The 15358-nt window shown below is 59.9% G+C and carries 13 protein-coding genes and 1 tRNA gene; 6 read left to right on the top strand and 8 right to left on the bottom strand.

Annotated features, from left to right (window positions below):
* Positions 1-113 precede the first annotated feature (113 nt).
* Entirely contained in the window at positions 114-992 is an 879-nt protein-coding gene (locus N688_RS05615; protein WP_052888358.1) for a protein phosphatase 2C domain-containing protein, read from the bottom strand.
* A 32-nt stretch (positions 993-1024) separates the two neighbouring features.
* A complete protein-coding gene (locus N688_RS23115; RefSeq protein ID WP_052888357.1) occupies positions 1025-1774 on the bottom strand; it encodes a vWA domain-containing protein in 750 nt (249 codons plus the stop codon).
* A gap of 180 nt (positions 1775-1954) precedes the next feature.
* Here N688_RS23115 and N688_RS05605 point away from each other — a divergent pair, with 180 nt between their 5' ends.
* The gene (locus N688_RS05605) at positions 1955-3775 is read left to right on the top strand and encodes a hypothetical protein (RefSeq protein WP_052888356.1); all 1821 of its coding nucleotides are present in this window, start codon (positions 1955-1957) and stop codon (positions 3773-3775) included.
* 382 nt (positions 3776-4157) lie between these two features.
* Here the strand turns inward: N688_RS05605 and rimM are convergent, their stop codons facing one another.
* The 3 genes from rimM to rpsP all read right to left on the bottom strand — a co-directional run bounded on the left by rimM (position 4158) and on the right by rpsP (position 5370).
* Positions 4158-4757 (bottom strand): ribosome maturation factor RimM, encoded by a 600-nt coding sequence (gene rimM, locus N688_RS05600; protein WP_052888355.1) that lies wholly within the window; start codon positions 4755-4757, stop codon positions 4158-4160.
* 61 nt (positions 4758-4818) lie between these two features.
* Positions 4819-5070, bottom strand: a complete 252-nt coding sequence (locus N688_RS05595) for a KH domain-containing protein (RefSeq protein ID WP_238321068.1) — start codon at positions 5068-5070, stop codon at positions 4819-4821.
* A gap of 6 nt (positions 5071-5076) precedes the next feature.
* Positions 5077-5370, bottom strand: coding sequence for a 30S ribosomal protein S16 (gene rpsP, locus N688_RS05590; protein WP_052888353.1), 294 nt, complete (start codon positions 5368-5370; stop codon positions 5077-5079).
* Between the two features lie 558 nt (positions 5371-5928).
* On the opposite strand from rpsP, the gene pyk reads away from it, so the two are divergent.
* The 3 genes from pyk to serA all read left to right on the top strand — a co-directional run bounded on the left by pyk (position 5929) and on the right by serA (position 10678).
* Positions 5929-7458, top strand: a complete 1530-nt coding sequence (gene pyk, locus N688_RS05585) for a pyruvate kinase (RefSeq protein ID WP_202901846.1) — start codon at positions 5929-5931, stop codon at positions 7456-7458.
* A gap of 300 nt (positions 7459-7758) precedes the next feature.
* Positions 7759-8922: a pyridoxal-phosphate-dependent aminotransferase family protein gene (locus tag N688_RS05580; RefSeq protein WP_081838551.1), complete on the top strand. Its 1164-nt coding sequence runs from the start codon at positions 7759-7761 to the stop codon at positions 8920-8922.
* 37 nt (positions 8923-8959) lie between these two features.
* Positions 8960-10678, top strand: coding sequence for a phosphoglycerate dehydrogenase (serA, locus tag N688_RS05575; protein ID WP_052891384.1), 1719 nt, complete (start codon positions 8960-8962; stop codon positions 10676-10678).
* Between the two features lie 95 nt (positions 10679-10773).
* On the opposite strand, the gene N688_RS05570 is transcribed toward serA, so the two are convergent.
* A complete protein-coding gene (locus N688_RS05570) occupies positions 10774-11463 on the bottom strand; it encodes a DedA family protein (RefSeq protein ID WP_052888351.1) in 690 nt (229 codons plus the stop codon).
* A 630-nt stretch (positions 11464-12093) separates the two neighbouring features.
* Between N688_RS05570 and N688_RS05565 the strand changes: the two genes are divergently transcribed.
* Positions 12094-13455 (top strand): spinster family MFS transporter, encoded by a 1362-nt coding sequence (locus N688_RS05565; protein ID WP_052888350.1) that lies wholly within the window; start codon positions 12094-12096, stop codon positions 13453-13455.
* Positions 13456-13572: 117 nt separating this feature from the next.
* Here N688_RS05565 and N688_RS05560 read toward each other — a convergent pair.
* Positions 13573-13647, bottom strand: a tRNA-Gly gene (locus tag N688_RS05560).
* Positions 13648-13920: 273 nt separating this feature from the next.
* Here N688_RS05560 and N688_RS05555 point away from each other — a divergent pair.
* Positions 13921-14685, top strand: coding sequence for a PspA/IM30 family protein (locus N688_RS05555; protein WP_081838549.1), 765 nt, complete (start codon positions 13921-13923; stop codon positions 14683-14685).
* 248 nt (positions 14686-14933) lie between these two features.
* Here the strand turns inward: N688_RS05555 and N688_RS05550 are convergent, their stop codons facing one another.
* Positions 14934-15284, bottom strand: coding sequence for a hypothetical protein (locus N688_RS05550; protein ID WP_052888348.1), 351 nt, complete (start codon positions 15282-15284; stop codon positions 14934-14936).
* Positions 15285-15358: the final 74 nt, after the last annotated feature.

The raw sequence follows: 15358 nt of genomic DNA, 5'->3' as shown, positions 1-15358 counted from the left end.
TCCTTCTTCTTCTTCTTCTCTCGCATCGCAAACGGCGCCCGGCCAGGCGTGAGGCGGGCCAGTACGTACCAGGAAGCCGCTGATTCTACGGTGATCTCGCCTTTCACTGGGCGTTACTCGGGCGGATGGCCCGCTGGCAGCCAGTGCAGATCGAGCGCGGTCATATCGTCGTTTTCCGGGAGCAGAAGCAGCTCACGAGCGCGCTCTTGCAGCTCTTGATCGTTTAATGCGCTGAGAGAGGAGGCCAGAGGCAGCAGGCCATCGGTGTAGACGATCAGGCGCTCAATGGTGGAGAGGCCCATGCTCCAGGCATTGAGCAAGCCGCGCGAGCCGCGTGCCGTTGACCAGCGTCCTTCATCATCGGTGCTGCCTCCGAGCGTAAAGGAGTGTTCGCCGGTGATAAAGAGGCGGGCAGTGACATTCCCCATCCAGCAGAGCAAGGCCTCGGTGGGGCGAGCTATCTGTAGCTGGGCCTCCCAAGGAGCCAGGGCAATGCGTCCAGCCAGAAAGACGGTTTCGCTACCGTAGCCCTCCCGCAGCTCCTCTAATACCTCGCGCACGAGCGCCGGCGCCTCTGGCGCCAGGGGCAGGCTCCTCAGTTCTTCCTGGGCAGCTCGCGCCCATTCGTCCATGCGCTGGCGCAGGCGGGCCGCAATGGTCCTGACCGAGCCTGTGCGCGCCTCTTGCTCCTGCAACCAGGCTACCACGGCGCTGCCCAGATACTGGGCCGCAAAGTCGCCGCGATATGAGCTACCCACGCCGTCGCAGACACAGAAGTAGAGGGCTGTGCCATCGCGACTGGCCACAACCCGAGCATAGTCTTGATTGACTAGCTCCTGGGTCTGGGCTTCGCGGCTGCGTAGCGATAGCAGCCGTAGAACGACCCGGTTATTGATGGTGTGCGAGGTGAAGTACTCGCTCTCTCGATCGGTCTCAAAGCGCAGATTCGTTGGCTCAGGCTGCTTTGTCCGCTCGACATCCTCGGATAGCATGGCTCTCGCTCCTTCCTCTGCGCGAGACGGCCTTATTTCAGCTGAGTCGCGGTCGAGATGGTGAAGGCCAGGCGCACCAGGTCGGTGTGGACCCCCGGGAAGAAGAGGGCCGCCCCCGGCTGCAGATTGTAGCCGTAGTTGTTGATATTCTGCCGATAGATCTCCGGCATCGGCGAGGAGAGGGAGAAGAGAAAGCGCGCATAGTCGTTCGTAAGCTGGCCAGGGCGGGTAACGCCCCCCCATTGATGCCAGTCGCGTACCGGCACGCGCAACATGTTATCGGCCACATAGACGTTTTCAACGAGCACCGGCCCATCACGTACGGCCATCGCTTGCACACGGCGCACGATCGGCGTGGGATCACTGGCGGTGATGAGCGCGTCTGTCAGATGGCAGACCAGAGGGGCAGGACAGGCGTCAAATTCGGTAAGGTGCTTTTGCAGGAGGCTCTCCACTGCTGCAAAGCCTACGGCGGTGTCGGTCTCTCCGCCAGCGCTGATGACCGGCACACCGTGCTTGACAAGCTCCGGCAGGTCGCGGGCGCCCCCCAGCACGTCGACAACCGCTGTGCTGTAGGCGAAGATCGCTACTTTGTAGCGCCTCTGGACAACGCCATCGCGAATGGAGCGTCGGACCATGTCTTTGATCGCTTCCTTCAATGCCCGGTTGACCAGCCCCATCTTGGTGGTGGAACCACAGGGGTCATTCATGGAGTGGCTGGCATCAATCAGGTAGATGACCAGGGCCGGCGTGAGGGAGGTCGCCGGCTGCGTGTAATACATCGTCTCTGCCTCCTCTCCGGTCCAGAGATTAGTCGGGCCACTGGAGACCGCTGCGCTTATGAGCTGCCACCCCTATTTTGCCACTAACGCGGCCTCTGGAAACACCCTCAGCTTGAATATGATACCACACCATGTTATACTCACAGAGATATTCTTGCTGGTTAAGAAGAGCTATATCCTATGCCAAAGCGAGGGCACGTCATGAGTTCGCCTGGCGTCTTCATCTGTCATGACCTTGATACAAAGGCTCATCAGGAATTACAAATTCTAACTCGCTTGCGCCAGCGGCTTGAGGAGGTGGGTGCTACCGTCATTGTGTATCCGGGCCATGTCAGCGACGATGGCTTTCTCTCCTTTTTGAATCAGACTCTGCCCGATCTTCAGTGGTTCATCCTATTTCAGACCTCCACGACAGCTCAGTCCTATCAGGTGCGCATGGCCGTCAATACAGCTGTGAAGCTTCTGGAGCGGCACCGCTTGCAGGGGGCGCTCCGCTTCCTGGCCAGTCCCGAGAGCTCGTCGACGGAGGTACCTGCTGAGTGGACCGCTTTGCCCACTTTCGACGGCTCCTACGATTATCCGCGAGCCATCGAGAAGCTGGTGTTGACGCTGGAAAAAGAGCGCGCGCCGTTGCTTGCTCCCCCTCAGACGGTTCAAGCCCTGATGCCTACTCCCTCGCCTGGCTCCGCTCCAGGCGGGCTCGCGCCTTTTCCTTCCCGCACTTCGGCTCAAGCTAATTACGATCGCCCAGTTCTCCCCCCCGGCAGGCTCGTTTCTCCTGCCAACCCTCTGCCTCTGCACGAGTTCTACTTTGGAACTACTGAGCGAGGACGGGCCATCATTGGCCTCTCTTTCTTGCTGGTCGCTACGCTGGTTCTCGGCACCGTCATGGCTCTGCTCCTGACTCACTCCGCTCAGACGCCCTCCACTGGCAGCGCCGCCGCTATCAGCTATGGCCGCCTGGAGTTTTTTAATACTGGTCTGACCGGCGCCGATAATACGACCGGGATCTGCGACGGACTCGATATTCATCTGCAGAATCTGCGTTCCCCTCAGAGCGGCCAGAGTTTCTACGCCTGGCTGCTACGCGATAAAAGTCAGCTCGGGGGCGCTTTGCTGCTAGCGAAGTTCACTCCCGTGAATGGCCGTCTCGATCTACGCTACAACAGCCCCAATCACCAAAATCTGCTGAATAGCTATAGTCGCTTTCTGATCACAGAGGAAAGCGCGGCCTTGACCCCCGATTCGCCGACCGCCGATTTGACCCACTGGCGCTACTATGCGGAGATTCCCCAGGTGCCAGATCCCCAGGCCGAGACGGTCGGCAATACTATGGTCCACTATAGCAATCTGGATCATCTGCGGCACTTGCTTAGCAGCGAGCCTCAGCTGGATCAGTTATCGCTACACGGAGGGCTTAGCGTCTGGTTCTTTGAGAACATGAGCAAGATCTTCGAGTGGGCCTCGGCAGCTCGGGGCACCGGGGTTCCGCGCAATGCCACGGAGATGCGCCAGGCCCTGGTGAAGATTCTGGACTACCTGGATGGCACCGAGCTGGTCTCTCACGATGTCCCCCGCGGTACACCTGTCCTGGTCGATCCAACAGTGGGGCGCGTTCCTTTGCTAACGCTCGATGAGAAGGCCCTGCCGGTGCCCGGCTATATCCGCCATATTGAGCTGGACCTGATCGCACTGACAAGCTCTCCTCATTCCTCGGTCGCCCAGCGCCAGCTCGCCGGACAGATCGACAGCGAGTTGAACCGCGTGAAGGCGAATCTGGATCAGGTACGTCAGGATGCGCGCCAGCTGGTCAATATGGCTCCCAAGCAGCTGCTGGCATCTTCGACCATCCCTCTGCTCGACGACTTGCTCAGTCAGGCACGTACGGCTTTTATTGGTGAGGTGAATCCGGCCACGGGCCTCCGTAGTGGCGGCGCCGTCTGGATTTTCGATCACTTGCCAGAACTCGCGGCCCTGAACGTGGCACCTTATAAGGCCTGAAAGATCTCTCCCTCTCTGGTCAATGCCGCCCACAGCCGGCAGGCAGGGGACAGCCGCCCGGCGGCCCTCGTCCCCGCCACCTGGGCAGCGCAGCGCTCCCGGCCTTCTCATGCTATAAGAAACAGATAGATCTCAAAAGCGAAGCTAGCAGTCAAGAGGAGCACAGGCCACAGCCCTGAGCAGGTCTGACCTGGCAGTTGGTACAGCAGCAGGCTTATTGAGCTACTCTTCTCCTCATCGACGTAGATGCAGGAGAGAGGAAGAAAGCAGAGGAGCTACAGAAGACCGCCATCTCGACACGCAGTTTCAGAGGTGGAGGTACAGACAAGCAGGGTGGCAGCGCTCGGCAGGGAAAGAGGGACCAGCGAGAGGCAGGCGGCTCTTAGCGGTCAAGTGCCTCGCCTGGCTCTTCCGCGTTTTCTGATTCGCCGCGATCGATGATGGCCTCCCGATCATCCAGCATGCCTGGCAGAGGATCGATGTACATGGTGCGGCGCACCAGATCGATCTGTTTAACCACCTCTTTGACGGCAGGAATCAAGGCTTGTCTGCCATCTCGCATGCGGATTGCATAGACATCGTTGCTACCGGTCAGCCAGATCTCAGTAATTGACCCTACCTCCTGGCCATCGAGGGTCAAGACCCGCAGGTTCAGAATATCATGCTGATAATACGAATCGGGAGGCAGGGGAGGTAACTCAGCGAGCGGAATTTGTAGCTCGCAGTTGCGCAGGGCCTCGGCAGCCGTCAGCGAATCGAAGCCCTGCAGCTTCAGCAAGACGAGGCCGCTCTTGTAAGGGCGAACATGCTCGATGCGATGGCGCCGGGGAGGGGAACCGCAATAGACAGCCTCCAGCTGCGCAAAGCGATCGGGCAGGTCGCTCATCGGCAGAACCTTGACCTCGCCGCGCAGTCCGAAGGGGGCAATCACTCGCCCTACGGTCGCCCACTCCATATCACGTTGCATAGAATTGGTAGCCATTGCCCGCTCACTGTCTCTTCTTGAGCGTTTCCTAGAGGGAAAGAGGGCCAGCGGGACCAGGCTAGACGACCTTCAGGGAGGTATGACGGCCTTCGCGCGTGCCCATAGCGCGCATCAGCGTACGCAGGGCCTTGGCCACACGGCCCTCTCGCCCGATCACCTTGCCGTAGTCCTCGGGCGCTACCCGCAGCTCAAGGATGACCGCCTGACGGTCGTTGCGTACCTCACGCACCTGCACCGCCGCCGGGTTATCAACCAGCGACTGCGCAATATACTCCACCAAGCGGCGCATTGACGAATTTCTCATGGCCATAGCTAGTTACTCTGCCTTACCAGAGGAGGCGGAACCAGCCTTCATCTGCTCAAAGCGCTCCAGCACTCCAGTGCTCTTGAAGAGCGCAATCACAGCCTCTGAGGGCTGCGCCCCATTCTGCAGCCAACGCAGGGCCTTCTGCTCATCGATCAGCACCGCCGCCGGCTCGCGCAACGGATTGTACCAGCCGATGTTTTCAATAATGCGCCCATCCCGCGGCGAAGGGGCGTTTGCAACAACAATGCGATAGCTGGGTGCCTTTTTCTTACCCACACGCATCAAACGAATCTTAACAGCCATGCTTCCCTCTTCTCACCTCTCCCCAAGGGGGAAAAGTCCTCAACAGTACTTGCTCTCTCGCCAGCTCGCTCCGAGCATCATGCGCTTGCGGTCAGCTCCCACGGAGCCAGCGAGCACCCATTACTGATGTGATCGCGGAACCACGCCCGTCAAGTTGCCCTTCCAATCACTCGCGCAGCCGCTCTCTATCCTGTCTGGTGCGGAGGCAGAGAGCGCGCTTCATGCACAGACAACGCCGAAGCGAGAGAGAGCTGGAACAAACGCTGTGCCGCTGCCTGGGTGGCGTACACAGTAGATGCTGGACAAGGCGGCATAGGGCATGGCCCCAATGGCGTCATCAGGATAGCACGGGTGCAACATTTTGTCAACAGATGGGATGGAGGGCGCTCCTGTCTTCCAAGACAGGGCCCGCTCCCCCTATCACTGCCTTTTTGACCATCAGGCCGAGATCACAGAGGACCATGAGCGGGACGAAGGCAGGCTCTCAGCCCTGGAGCCGGCAGGCAGGAAAGGAAGCACTCCGCTCGCCAGCACTCTCTCTGCTATAATGAGGCGCGAATGCAGAGTATGAGGGGGCATAGTTTGTTCATGCGCCGTACCAAGATTGTCTGTACTATCGGACCGGCCAGCAGCAGCGAGGAGCGTCTGGAGCAGCTGATGCTGGCAGGGATGAACGTCGCCCGACTCAATTTCTCTCACGGCACCCACGAGGAGCACGCCACAGTGATTGAGCGCATCCGGCGCGTCTCGACACGGCTGGGCTGGCCCGTGGCCATTCTGCAGGATCTGCAAGGGCCGAAGATCCGCGTTGGTAGTTTGCCTGGCGGGCAGCCGCTGCGCCTGGTGCCTGGCAGGCAGGTGATTATCACGACGCGCGAACCGGCCACAAACGGCGAGGGCGCTCCCCTCTCCGAAGAGAGCGTTGAGCTGACAGTGATTCCCACCACCTATGGGCTGCTCGCTCAAGACGTCAAGCCTGGCGATCGCATCCTGCTTGACGACGGCCTGATGGAGCTACGGGTGCTTGCCAGCGACGGTCTCGCAGTGCGCTGCGAGGTGGTTCACGGTGGCTTGCTCAAGGAGCACAAAGGCATGAACTTGCCAGGTGTGGCTGTCAGTGCCCCTGCACTGAGTGAGAAGGATCGCGCCGATCTGCGTTTCGGCGTCCAACACGGCGTTGACTACGTGGCCTTGAGCTTCGTCCGTCGGCCAGAGGATGTGCTTGAGGCCCGCCGCTTTCTCCAGGAGCTGCAGGCTGAGATGGCCGCCCAAGCAGGTAGGAAGCAGCCCACGGGCGCTATCCCTCTGATTGTTAAGCTGGAGAAGCCAGAGGCCGTGGCGCGCCTCGACGAGATTCTGGAGGTAGCCGATGGCCTGATGGTAGCCCGCGGCGATCTCGGGGTTGAAATGTCGCTGGAGAAGGTGCCGCTAATCCAGAAGCGCGTCATCGCTCGCTGCAACCAGCTAGGGCTACCAGTGATTACGGCCACGCAAATGCTGGAGTCAATGGTGACCAATCCAACGCCGACGCGCGCTGAGGTCGCTGATGTCTCTAATGCTCTGCTCGATGGCACCGACGCCGTGATGCTGAGCGCCGAGACGGCTAGCGGCTCCTACCCGGTGGAGGCTGTGGCGATGATGGTGCGCATTATTCAGGAGACAGAGGCCGACGATCGGACCGCTCAGCCACCACATTGCCAACGCCTCTCTCAGGAGCACGCCGTCAGCCACGCGGCCCGCGCCCTCTCCGAGGAGGCCAGTGTGCGCGCGATTGTGGTCTTTACACGCTCGGGCAACTCGGCCCGCCTGATCTCTAAAGACCGACCACGCCGCCCAATTCTGGCCTACACCCCTTCGGAGCGCGTCTATCGCCAGCTGGCTCTCTGGTGGGGCGTCTGGCCGCGCCTGATCGAGATGCATGGGACCACCGAGGAGCTGATCGCTACTGTTGAGCAGCGCCTCCTGAGCGACCACTTGCTCGGCGAAGGTGAGCATGTGGTGATCATGGGAGGACTCCCGATAGCCAGTCGCGCACGCACGAATTTTGTCAAACTGCATCGTATCGGCGAGGGGAGCGCCTCCCACTAACTCGCCCGGGCCAGCAAGGTCGCTGCGCCCTAGCGCCCGACTCTGTGCTCTTCCTCCCCTCTCTCCGCTGCGACGCTGCTGAGCAGAGGAGGGCCTCGGCAGGTCGACAGAGGCTCGTTTCGTTTGACATCCTCGCTGAATAGGGCTATACTGGAAAACATCAGACCAGCGCCATCGGCTGCGGCGGGTAATAGCGATGTTATCCCGCCGCGCCTTATTGCAACGGGGCAAGATATTGGCTGGCACGTACCGCCTGGCTGGCTCGGCTTTTGAGTCCTGTTTCAGGAAGAAGAGGTGTGCATGACTGTTCAGCAGGAAAAGAATTCAATCCCCGTTCCCCAGGTTGAGCCACGGGCTCCGATCCCAAAGCAGAATCTCCGTATCCCTGGCCCCACCGTGGTGCCGGATGAGATCCTGGCAGAGATGGCCCGCCCGATGATCAACCACCGCGGGCCGGAATTCGCCGCTATTCTGCGCCGTGTCACAGCACGGCTGCAATACTTTTTCCAGACGCGCTCGCCAGTTCTGACATACCCCGCCTCTGGTACTGGCGGCCAGGAGAGCGCTATTGTAAATCTGTTCTCTCCGGGCGATCATGTGGTGGCGATTACGATCGGCTCTTTCGGCAATCGCTTCGCACGTATTGCCGAGACCTACGGGCTGCAGGTGAGCCGCATCGAGTTCCCCTGGGGCGAGGGGGCCGATCCGAATGTGGTCGAGAGCCGCCTGAAGACGCTGCCCCCCTACCGCGGCGTGCTGGTTACCCATAATGAGACATCAACGGGAGTGACCAACGATATTCAGACACTGGCCTCCCTGATCAGGCAGCATAATCCCGACGCGCTGATCGCTGTGGACGCTGTTAGCTCTCTGGGCTGCGTCCCCTTGGAGATGGATCTGTGGGACCTGGATGTCGTCTTTACAGGTTCACAGAAGGGCTGGATGTCTCCCCCCGGGGTGATGATGATTGCCGCCAGCGAACGCGCCTGGCAGGCCAATAAGAGCGCCAAACTGCCACGCTTCTACTTCGATTGGGCTAGCTCGCGCAAGAAGCTGGAGGTCGGCCAGCATCCAACGACACCGGCGGTCTCCGTCTTCTATGCCCTTGATCGCGCCCTGGAGCTGATGCTGGAAGAGGGCCGCGAGGCGATCTTTGAGCGCCATCGCCGGGCCGGCGAGTATGTGCGCCGCCGCGCTCACGAGATGGGCCTCGAGTTGTTCGCTAATCCGCGCTATGCTTCGAATACGGTGACGGCGGTCCGCCTGCCAGACGGCTTCAATTCTAAGGCCTTTATGAAGGCCCTGCGCGAGCAGGATGGCGTCGTGCTGGGCGGCGGCCAGGAGCACCTGGAGGGCAAGATTTTCCGCGTCGGCCACCTGGGCTACTTCCGCGAGGAGGACCTGGCCGAGGCAATGGATAAGGTGGAGCAGCGCCTGCGCTCTTTCGGCTCCACAGGCCACTGAACGCCGCTGCTGGAAGAGGGGAGCAAGGCTTATGGTGATGGCTGAGGATAGACAGCCTGCGCAGCCTGCGCCAACAGAGACTGTCAAGATTTTGATTGCTGATCGCGTGGCTCAGGAGGGCATCGATTTTCTGCGCGCCCATCTGCCGGAGGCCACGATCGATGTTCGTACCGGCCTCTCTCCCGCTGAGCTGTGTTCGATCATTGGCAATTATGCCGCCCTCGTCGTGCGCAGCGAGACACAAGTGACGCGCGAGGTACTGACCGCTGGCCAGCGTCTGAAGATTGTGGCGCGCGCCGGGGTGGGCGTGGATAATATCGATCTGGAGGCAGCGACGCGCCTCGGCATCATGGTGGTGAATTCCCCACTGGGCAACGTGATCGCTGCCGCCGAGCATACCATCGCTATGCTGCTGGCCCTGGCGCGCCATATTCCCGCTGCCGACCGGAGTATGAAGTCCGGTAAGTGGGAAAAGAGCCGCTTTCTGGGCAGCGAGGTCCGCAATAAAGTGCTCGGGATCATCGGCCTCGGTAAGGTCGGGAGCGAGGTGGCCAAGCGCGCCCGCGGCCTGGAGATGGAGGTGATCGCTTTCGATCCCTACGTCTCGGCGGAGCAGGCCAGCAAGCTGGGCGTGCAGATGACGAACTTCGAGGACCTGCTGCGTCGCTCCGACTTCGTGACGCTCCATACCTCTCTGACTAGTGGCCCCTCCGGGACACGCGGTCTGATCGGCGCTCACGAGTTGAGTCTGATGAAGCCCAGCGCTCGCCTGATTAACTGCGCGCGCGGCGGCATCATCGATGAGGAGGCCCTGCTACAGGCCCTCAAAGAGCAGCGCCTGGCCGGCGCCGCACTCGATGTGTTCAGCCAGGAGCCGATTCGCGACCATCCCCTGCTGCGGGAGCTGATCAGCCATGAGCAGGTGGTGGCTACTCCTCACCTGGGCGCCTCCACCGAGGAGGCTCAGGTCGGGGTGGCGCTCGATGTGGCCGAACAGATTGTGACGGTTCTGCGCGGTGGCTTCCCACGCGCCGCGGTCAATGCCCCGCTCATTCTGCCCGAGACACTGCAGGTCCTTCAGCCCTATATGACGCTGCTGGAGAAAATGGGGCGCCTCTATACCCAGCTTCAGCCAGGTCCCCTTCATCGCATCGAGCTGTCTTACAGCGGCGAGATTACGGCTTATGACCTGCGCCCCCTCCAGGCCGCTCTCATCAAGGGCCTGCTGGAACCAATCTCGGACGCGCATGTCAATATGATTAACGCTCCTCTGTTAGCAAAGCAGCGTGGACTGGAGATCACCGAGCAGAAGTCACCAACGTCCAGCGAGTTCGCTAATCTGGTGACGCTGCGCGTCCTGGATGTCAATGGTCGAGCCTCTTTCGCTGGCCAGAGCGAGAGCGAGGCGGAGCGGGTCGAGCTGCTCAGCGGAACCGTCATGCATGGAGAGCCACGTATCGTACGGGTGGGTCGCTACTGGACAGAGTTCGTGCCCGAGGGCTATATTCTCTTCTGCCGCAATCCCGATCAACCTGGCATGATTGGGCGCGTGGGCACTATCCTGGGCAAGGCTGGGGTCAATATCCGCCATATGGACGTCGGACCGATCGAGCGCGCTCCTCGTCCACGTCGCCCCGGTACCCAACCCGATATTGCTCTGATGATTATCTCTGTCGACGATCCGATCCCCGACTGGGCCCTTGAAGAAATCCGCTCCGCCGGCGATATCTTCGGCTTGACAGTGGTCAACCTCTAAGAAGTAAAGGGGGAGTCCTTTCCCGCCCGATAATGCGGCAACCCGGCGAGAAAGGACTGCCCTTCTTCTTCTTGTTCAAGTCTGCTTTCCATAGCTCATTGGATCTTGAGCAGCTGGCGCTCATCCTCCTCGCGCCGCAAGCGCTTTTGCAGGAAACGTCGCCTGAGATTGCGCTGTAGCAGACGGCTCACGACAAACGAGAGCACCATGACCGCCACTAAGATCAGACAGGCCGGTAGGGTATATTGCTGGATCAGGGCCACACCCCAGCGCCAATGCTTTCCAAGCACCATGCCTACGCGAATGATCACGACACACCAGAGCAGGGAGCCGAGAAACGTGGCCAGGAGAAAGCGCCGATGGTTCAGACGCGAGATCCCCGCTAGAAAACAAGCAAAGGGACGCACGTAAGGGGTGATCCGCGAGAGGAAGATCATCCAGACCCCCGCATGCTGAAACCAGCCCTCCGCTACGTTCGCTTTGCTCTCGTCGATGCGCAGGAATTTCATGAGCCGCGTCAGCGCCGGACGCCCTCCTCGTTCGCCAATCCAGTAGGCCAGACAGGCCCCCGCACAGCTCCCAAATAGCGCCGCCCCAGCCAACGGCCAGAAATCAAGATGGCCAAGCGTTACCAGCGCACCGGTGAGGAGCAAGAGCGTACTGTTGATCACCGGAATTCCACAGCTTTCTAAGAGAAGAAAGAGTGCCACAATACTATAAATAACTGTTGGATGCGCTTTCAATAGAATATGATCGAGAAGGAACTGGATCAGTGACTCTAGCATGTTGTTCCTTTCTGCTCAGACCAAACCACGCCAGCCAACGAGCGTCAGCGTTCTCAATAGCGGAAAGCGACGCTCTGCCTCTTACTCTTCTTCTTGAAGAGTATACAACAGAAGACGCCTTTACTCTTCAATCATGAAACGGTCACGGGCCTGTCTCAAGCTGATTCTTTATGTACCCTTCTTACTTCACTGATAAGACGTGCGGGTCTTCAACAGGGTTGCAAGCGCTGGCCCGAAGCGGTGAGCAATCTTGCTCTGCAACAAAGTTGGTCTGGCAACGTATCATCTAAGCGAATAGCCTTCTTTGACGCAAGGGGAGCGCGCGACAAGCAGGCCCATAGGCGGAATCTTCAGACAGGTTGGATTCATGTCTCTGCCTCACCAGTGCGCGCTCGCCAGCGGTCGAGGCGGCTCCGGCAAAGGGAGACAGCAGCGAACCTGGCAGCTTGAGCGCCAGTGAGTCGGTCGGACATCAGGCAGGAGAGAGGGCCTTCTGCTTGCTCTGCTCTTCTTCACTTTTTCTTTCTTTTTGTCTTCCGCTGGAGCTGCTCGCTGTCCTGCTACGCTATTACTGTGCATCTCTAGGGTAGCAATTTCACTCTGAAGAGAAAGAAAGGAGTTTACCGATACATGACCGCCGTCACCCCGGCCTCTAGAGGCCAGCGCCTACGGCGGCCCACACGCGCCGAGGCACGCTTTGCTCTGGTCGTTCTGTTAGTGATCAACATGCTCAATTACGCCGATCGCTATATTCTACCGGCGATTCTCCCCCGGGTCCAGCACGATCTGCAGATCAGCGATTTCGAGGCTGGCCTCCTGAATTCCGCCTTCCTGCTCGTCTATGGACTGACCACCTTGCCGCTGGGCATCTGGGCTGACCGTACGCTGCGCAAGAACATCGTCAGTCTCTGTGTCGGCCTCTGGAGCCTCGCCACCGCTATTACGGGGTTGACCCGCAATTTCATCCAGCTCTTCATCACGCGCTCGGTTCTTGGCATCGGCGAGGCCGGCTATGCGCCCGCTTCGCTCTCGCTGCTGGGTGACTATTTCCCTCCCGCCCAACGTGGGCGTGTGCTTTCCTACTGGGCGGCGGCGACGTTGATTGGCTCGGCCTTGGGCTTCGTGATTGGTGGCTTGATCGCCGATACGCTCGGCTGGCGCTGGGCTTTCTATGTGGTTGGGCTGCCAGGGCTGGTCGTGGCTTTTCTGGCCTGGCGCCTCCATGAGCCTGCTCGTGGCTCGTTTGAGGAGGAGACGCAGGAGCGATCTGAGTCCTCTTCGTCTTCCTTAGTGGCTGAGGGCCATGCCAGCCTGAGTAGCGATTTCTGGCGCCAGGCCCGAGCCATTGTGCGCATTCCCACCTATTGGGTGCTCCTGGGCGCCCTCATCTGCAGTTTCTTTACCATTGGGGGAACTTCGGCCTGGCTGCCAACCTACCTGTTTCTAGATTTCCACCTCACCCTGAGCCAGGCGGGCCTGCTGGCGGGCGCGCTCCTGGTTGGGAGCGGTCTGGTCGGTACAGTGCTTGGGGGCCTGCTGGCCGATCGCGCCCAGCGTCGCTTCCTCCAGGGTCGTTTGTTGGTGGCTACGTTGGGCTTCTTGATCGGAGCCCCTCTGGCCTTGTTGGCTCTCCTCTTCCATCAGCTCTTCCTCTTCGTGGCAACGCTCTTTGTGGCTGGCGTGGCCCTCAATTTCTGTACTGGTCCTTTGAATGCCGTCATTCAGGATGTAGTGCTGCCAGAGGTGCGCGCTACAGCTCTGGGCCTCGCTTTGCTACTCGCTCATCTGCTTGGCGATGCCTCTGCCCCGGCACTGATCGGCCTGCTGAAGGAACACAGCTCTCTCCATTTCGCTCTGCTGACTACCGCCCCCAGCGCCTTGCTCCTGGCCGGCTTGATCTGCCTCCTGGGCCTGCGCACCGTGGCACGCGATATGCAGCAGATGCAGCGCGCTCTGGAGGAACGCCGCCCGCAAGCAGCGGAGACCAGATGAGTGGCCGCCCCTCCGGGGGTCGTGCAGAGAAAAGCTTGCCATGCCAGTTCAGGAGGGGCTGGTAGGGGACAGGTGACAAAAAGGAACGCCCCGCAGGGCGGGGCGTTCACCAAAACCTGGAGCGGGCTACGGGATTTGAACCCGTGATCTCAACTTTGGGAAAGTTGCATGTTACCGCTACACCAAGCCCGCGTTTCACTCTTGACGGCATTTATTATAGCCCCTCCTCGCGCAAATGTCAAGAGGGGGAGAGAATAGGCTGACAGTTCTCCCAGGCTCCAGGGAACCTGGCAGCCTCGTTTGTGATATCATGTCGACAGCGAGATCTTCGAGGCCCAGCGGCAGAGTACCAGCCTGGCAGGCGAGAGCAGCACTATCGCATACGGCGCGGGCGCCAGACCAGTAAGCAATCGCACGAGCAAGAAATCAGGAAGCACACGGCCAGCAGTACGAGAGGAGGCAATCATGGGCTTGCTTTCACGTCTGGCCTTGCTGCTGCGCATCCGCAGTAAGGCCGCCCTTGAGCGAGCGGAGGACCCGGCGCAGGTGCTTGATTATTCTTATCAGAAACAAGTGGAACAGCTTCAGCAGCTCCGCCGCGCCGTCGCCGATGTGGCGACCAGCGAGAGACGCCTGGAACTTCAACAGGCAGAGCTACAACGCCAGGCAGAGCGCTATGAGCAGCAGGCTTTTCATGCTCTTCGCGCTCATCGTGAAGATTTGGCCCGTCTGGTTCTGCAGCGCCGTGAGCTATTGCTGGCTCAGCTCAATAGCTATGAGCAGCAACTTGGGCAGGTGCGTGCGCAAAAGGAACAGCTGATTGAGCTGGAGCAGCGATTGAGGATGCGGGTGGAGGCCTTTCGTACTCAGAAAGAGGTCTTGAAGGCTCGCTATAGTGCCGCTCAGGCCCAGGCCCGTATCGAAGAAGCGCTCTCAGGTCTGAGCACGGAGATGACGGAAATGCAGCTTGCCCTGGAGCGCGCCCATGAGAAGATCCTGACAGCGGAAGCTCGCGCCAGCGCCCTGCACGCTCTCCTCGAACAGGGCACGCTGGACAGCCCTCTCTCTCCTCCTCTCCTGACCGCTGGCGGCGATTCTCTGGATCGTGAGCTGGAACGCCTTGATCGGGATGAGCAAGTAGAGCAGCAGCTCCAGTTTCTCAAGCGACGGCTTCTGACAGATGGATCGGCTTCAGAGGGGCAAGGCCATCTTCCCCCAGCAGAAGCGTAAGCGTCTGCGGCAGGTCCCTGTCTGTTGCCGTACGCTGCAGCCTGCAGCGCAGGTAACCAGGACCCGGCCCTCTTCGCGCTTTGGCGGGAATCTGACCTGCCTCCTCAGCTTTCAAGGTCCTGGCCTTCGCTTCCCCTTCGCTGTGGCCCACCTGGCCTACTACACTGTCTAGCCAACTGGCCACCGCTGCGCTCTGAGCTTCCTTCAGAAAAGAAAGGGCCAAGGGAAGAGTCAGCTTTTATTGCAATCTAGCTGCTTTTCTTCTCCCTGGCCTTGCGCGCTTTATAGTAGGAGCGTGGCTTGGGCCGGCGTGTCGTGTCTTCATAGGCCGGAGGCGCCGCCTCTTCGCGCGCCATCAGTTCGACCTCGGAGTGCTCTCCCATTAGCTCTTGCAGATCGTTATAGATATCGTAATTATCGATGACATCGGGCATGCGCAGCATGTGTCTTAAGACTTGCATCTGGGAGATTTGAGTCCGGTCATACCTGGTGGGTTCGGCACGCTTGAGCAGCTTCTCTACCAGGGCAATGCTGTCTTCATGGGCCCCGATGTTGTTCAGGCGCTCATGAATGACCTGCAATTGTTCGTATAAGTTCATGGAAAGCTTACTCTCTTTCTAGGGTAGCGGTTACCGCTGGCCGAATATCACCCTCTATTATATGTTACTTGAAC

Source organism: Thermogemmatispora carboxidivorans, assembly GCF_000702505.1.
GTDB classification, from domain to species: domain Bacteria; phylum Chloroflexota; class Ktedonobacteria; order Ktedonobacterales; family Ktedonobacteraceae; genus Thermogemmatispora; species Thermogemmatispora carboxidivorans.
This window is presented reverse-complemented; position numbering and strand designations above follow the sequence as displayed.

Excerpts from the sequence above, each read along its gene's own strand:
- N688_RS05615 (WP_052888358.1), bottom strand. The coding sequence starts at position 992 with ATGCTATCCGAGGATGTCGAGCGGACAAAGCAGCCTGAGCCAACGAAT.
- N688_RS23115 (WP_052888357.1), bottom strand. The coding sequence starts at position 1,774 with ATGTATTACACGCAGCCGGCGACCTCCCTCACGCCGGCCCTGGTCATC.
- N688_RS05605 (WP_052888356.1), top strand. The coding sequence starts at position 1,955 with ATGCCAAAGCGAGGGCACGTCATGAGTTCGCCTGGCGTCTTCATCTGT.
- rimM (WP_052888355.1), bottom strand. The coding sequence starts at position 4,757 with ATGGCTACCAATTCTATGCAACGTGATATGGAGTGGGCGACCGTAGGG.
- N688_RS05595 (WP_238321068.1), bottom strand. The coding sequence starts at position 5,070 with ATGGCCATGAGAAATTCGTCAATGCGCCGCTTGGTGGAGTATATTGCG.
- rpsP (WP_052888353.1), bottom strand. The coding sequence starts at position 5,370 with ATGGCTGTTAAGATTCGTTTGATGCGTGTGGGTAAGAAAAAGGCACCC.
- pyk (WP_202901846.1), top strand. The coding sequence starts at position 5,929 with ATGCAGAGTATGAGGGGGCATAGTTTGTTCATGCGCCGTACCAAGATT.
- N688_RS05580 (WP_081838551.1), top strand. The coding sequence starts at position 7,759 with ATGACTGTTCAGCAGGAAAAGAATTCAATCCCCGTTCCCCAGGTTGAG.
- serA (WP_052891384.1), top strand. The coding sequence starts at position 8,960 with ATGGCTGAGGATAGACAGCCTGCGCAGCCTGCGCCAACAGAGACTGTC.
- N688_RS05570 (WP_052888351.1), bottom strand. The coding sequence starts at position 11,463 with ATGCTAGAGTCACTGATCCAGTTCCTTCTCGATCATATTCTATTGAAA.
- N688_RS05565 (WP_052888350.1), top strand. The coding sequence starts at position 12,094 with ATGACCGCCGTCACCCCGGCCTCTAGAGGCCAGCGCCTACGGCGGCCC.
- N688_RS05555 (WP_081838549.1), top strand. The coding sequence starts at position 13,921 with ATGGGCTTGCTTTCACGTCTGGCCTTGCTGCTGCGCATCCGCAGTAAG.
- N688_RS05550 (WP_052888348.1), bottom strand. The coding sequence starts at position 15,284 with ATGAACTTATACGAACAATTGCAGGTCATTCATGAGCGCCTGAACAAC.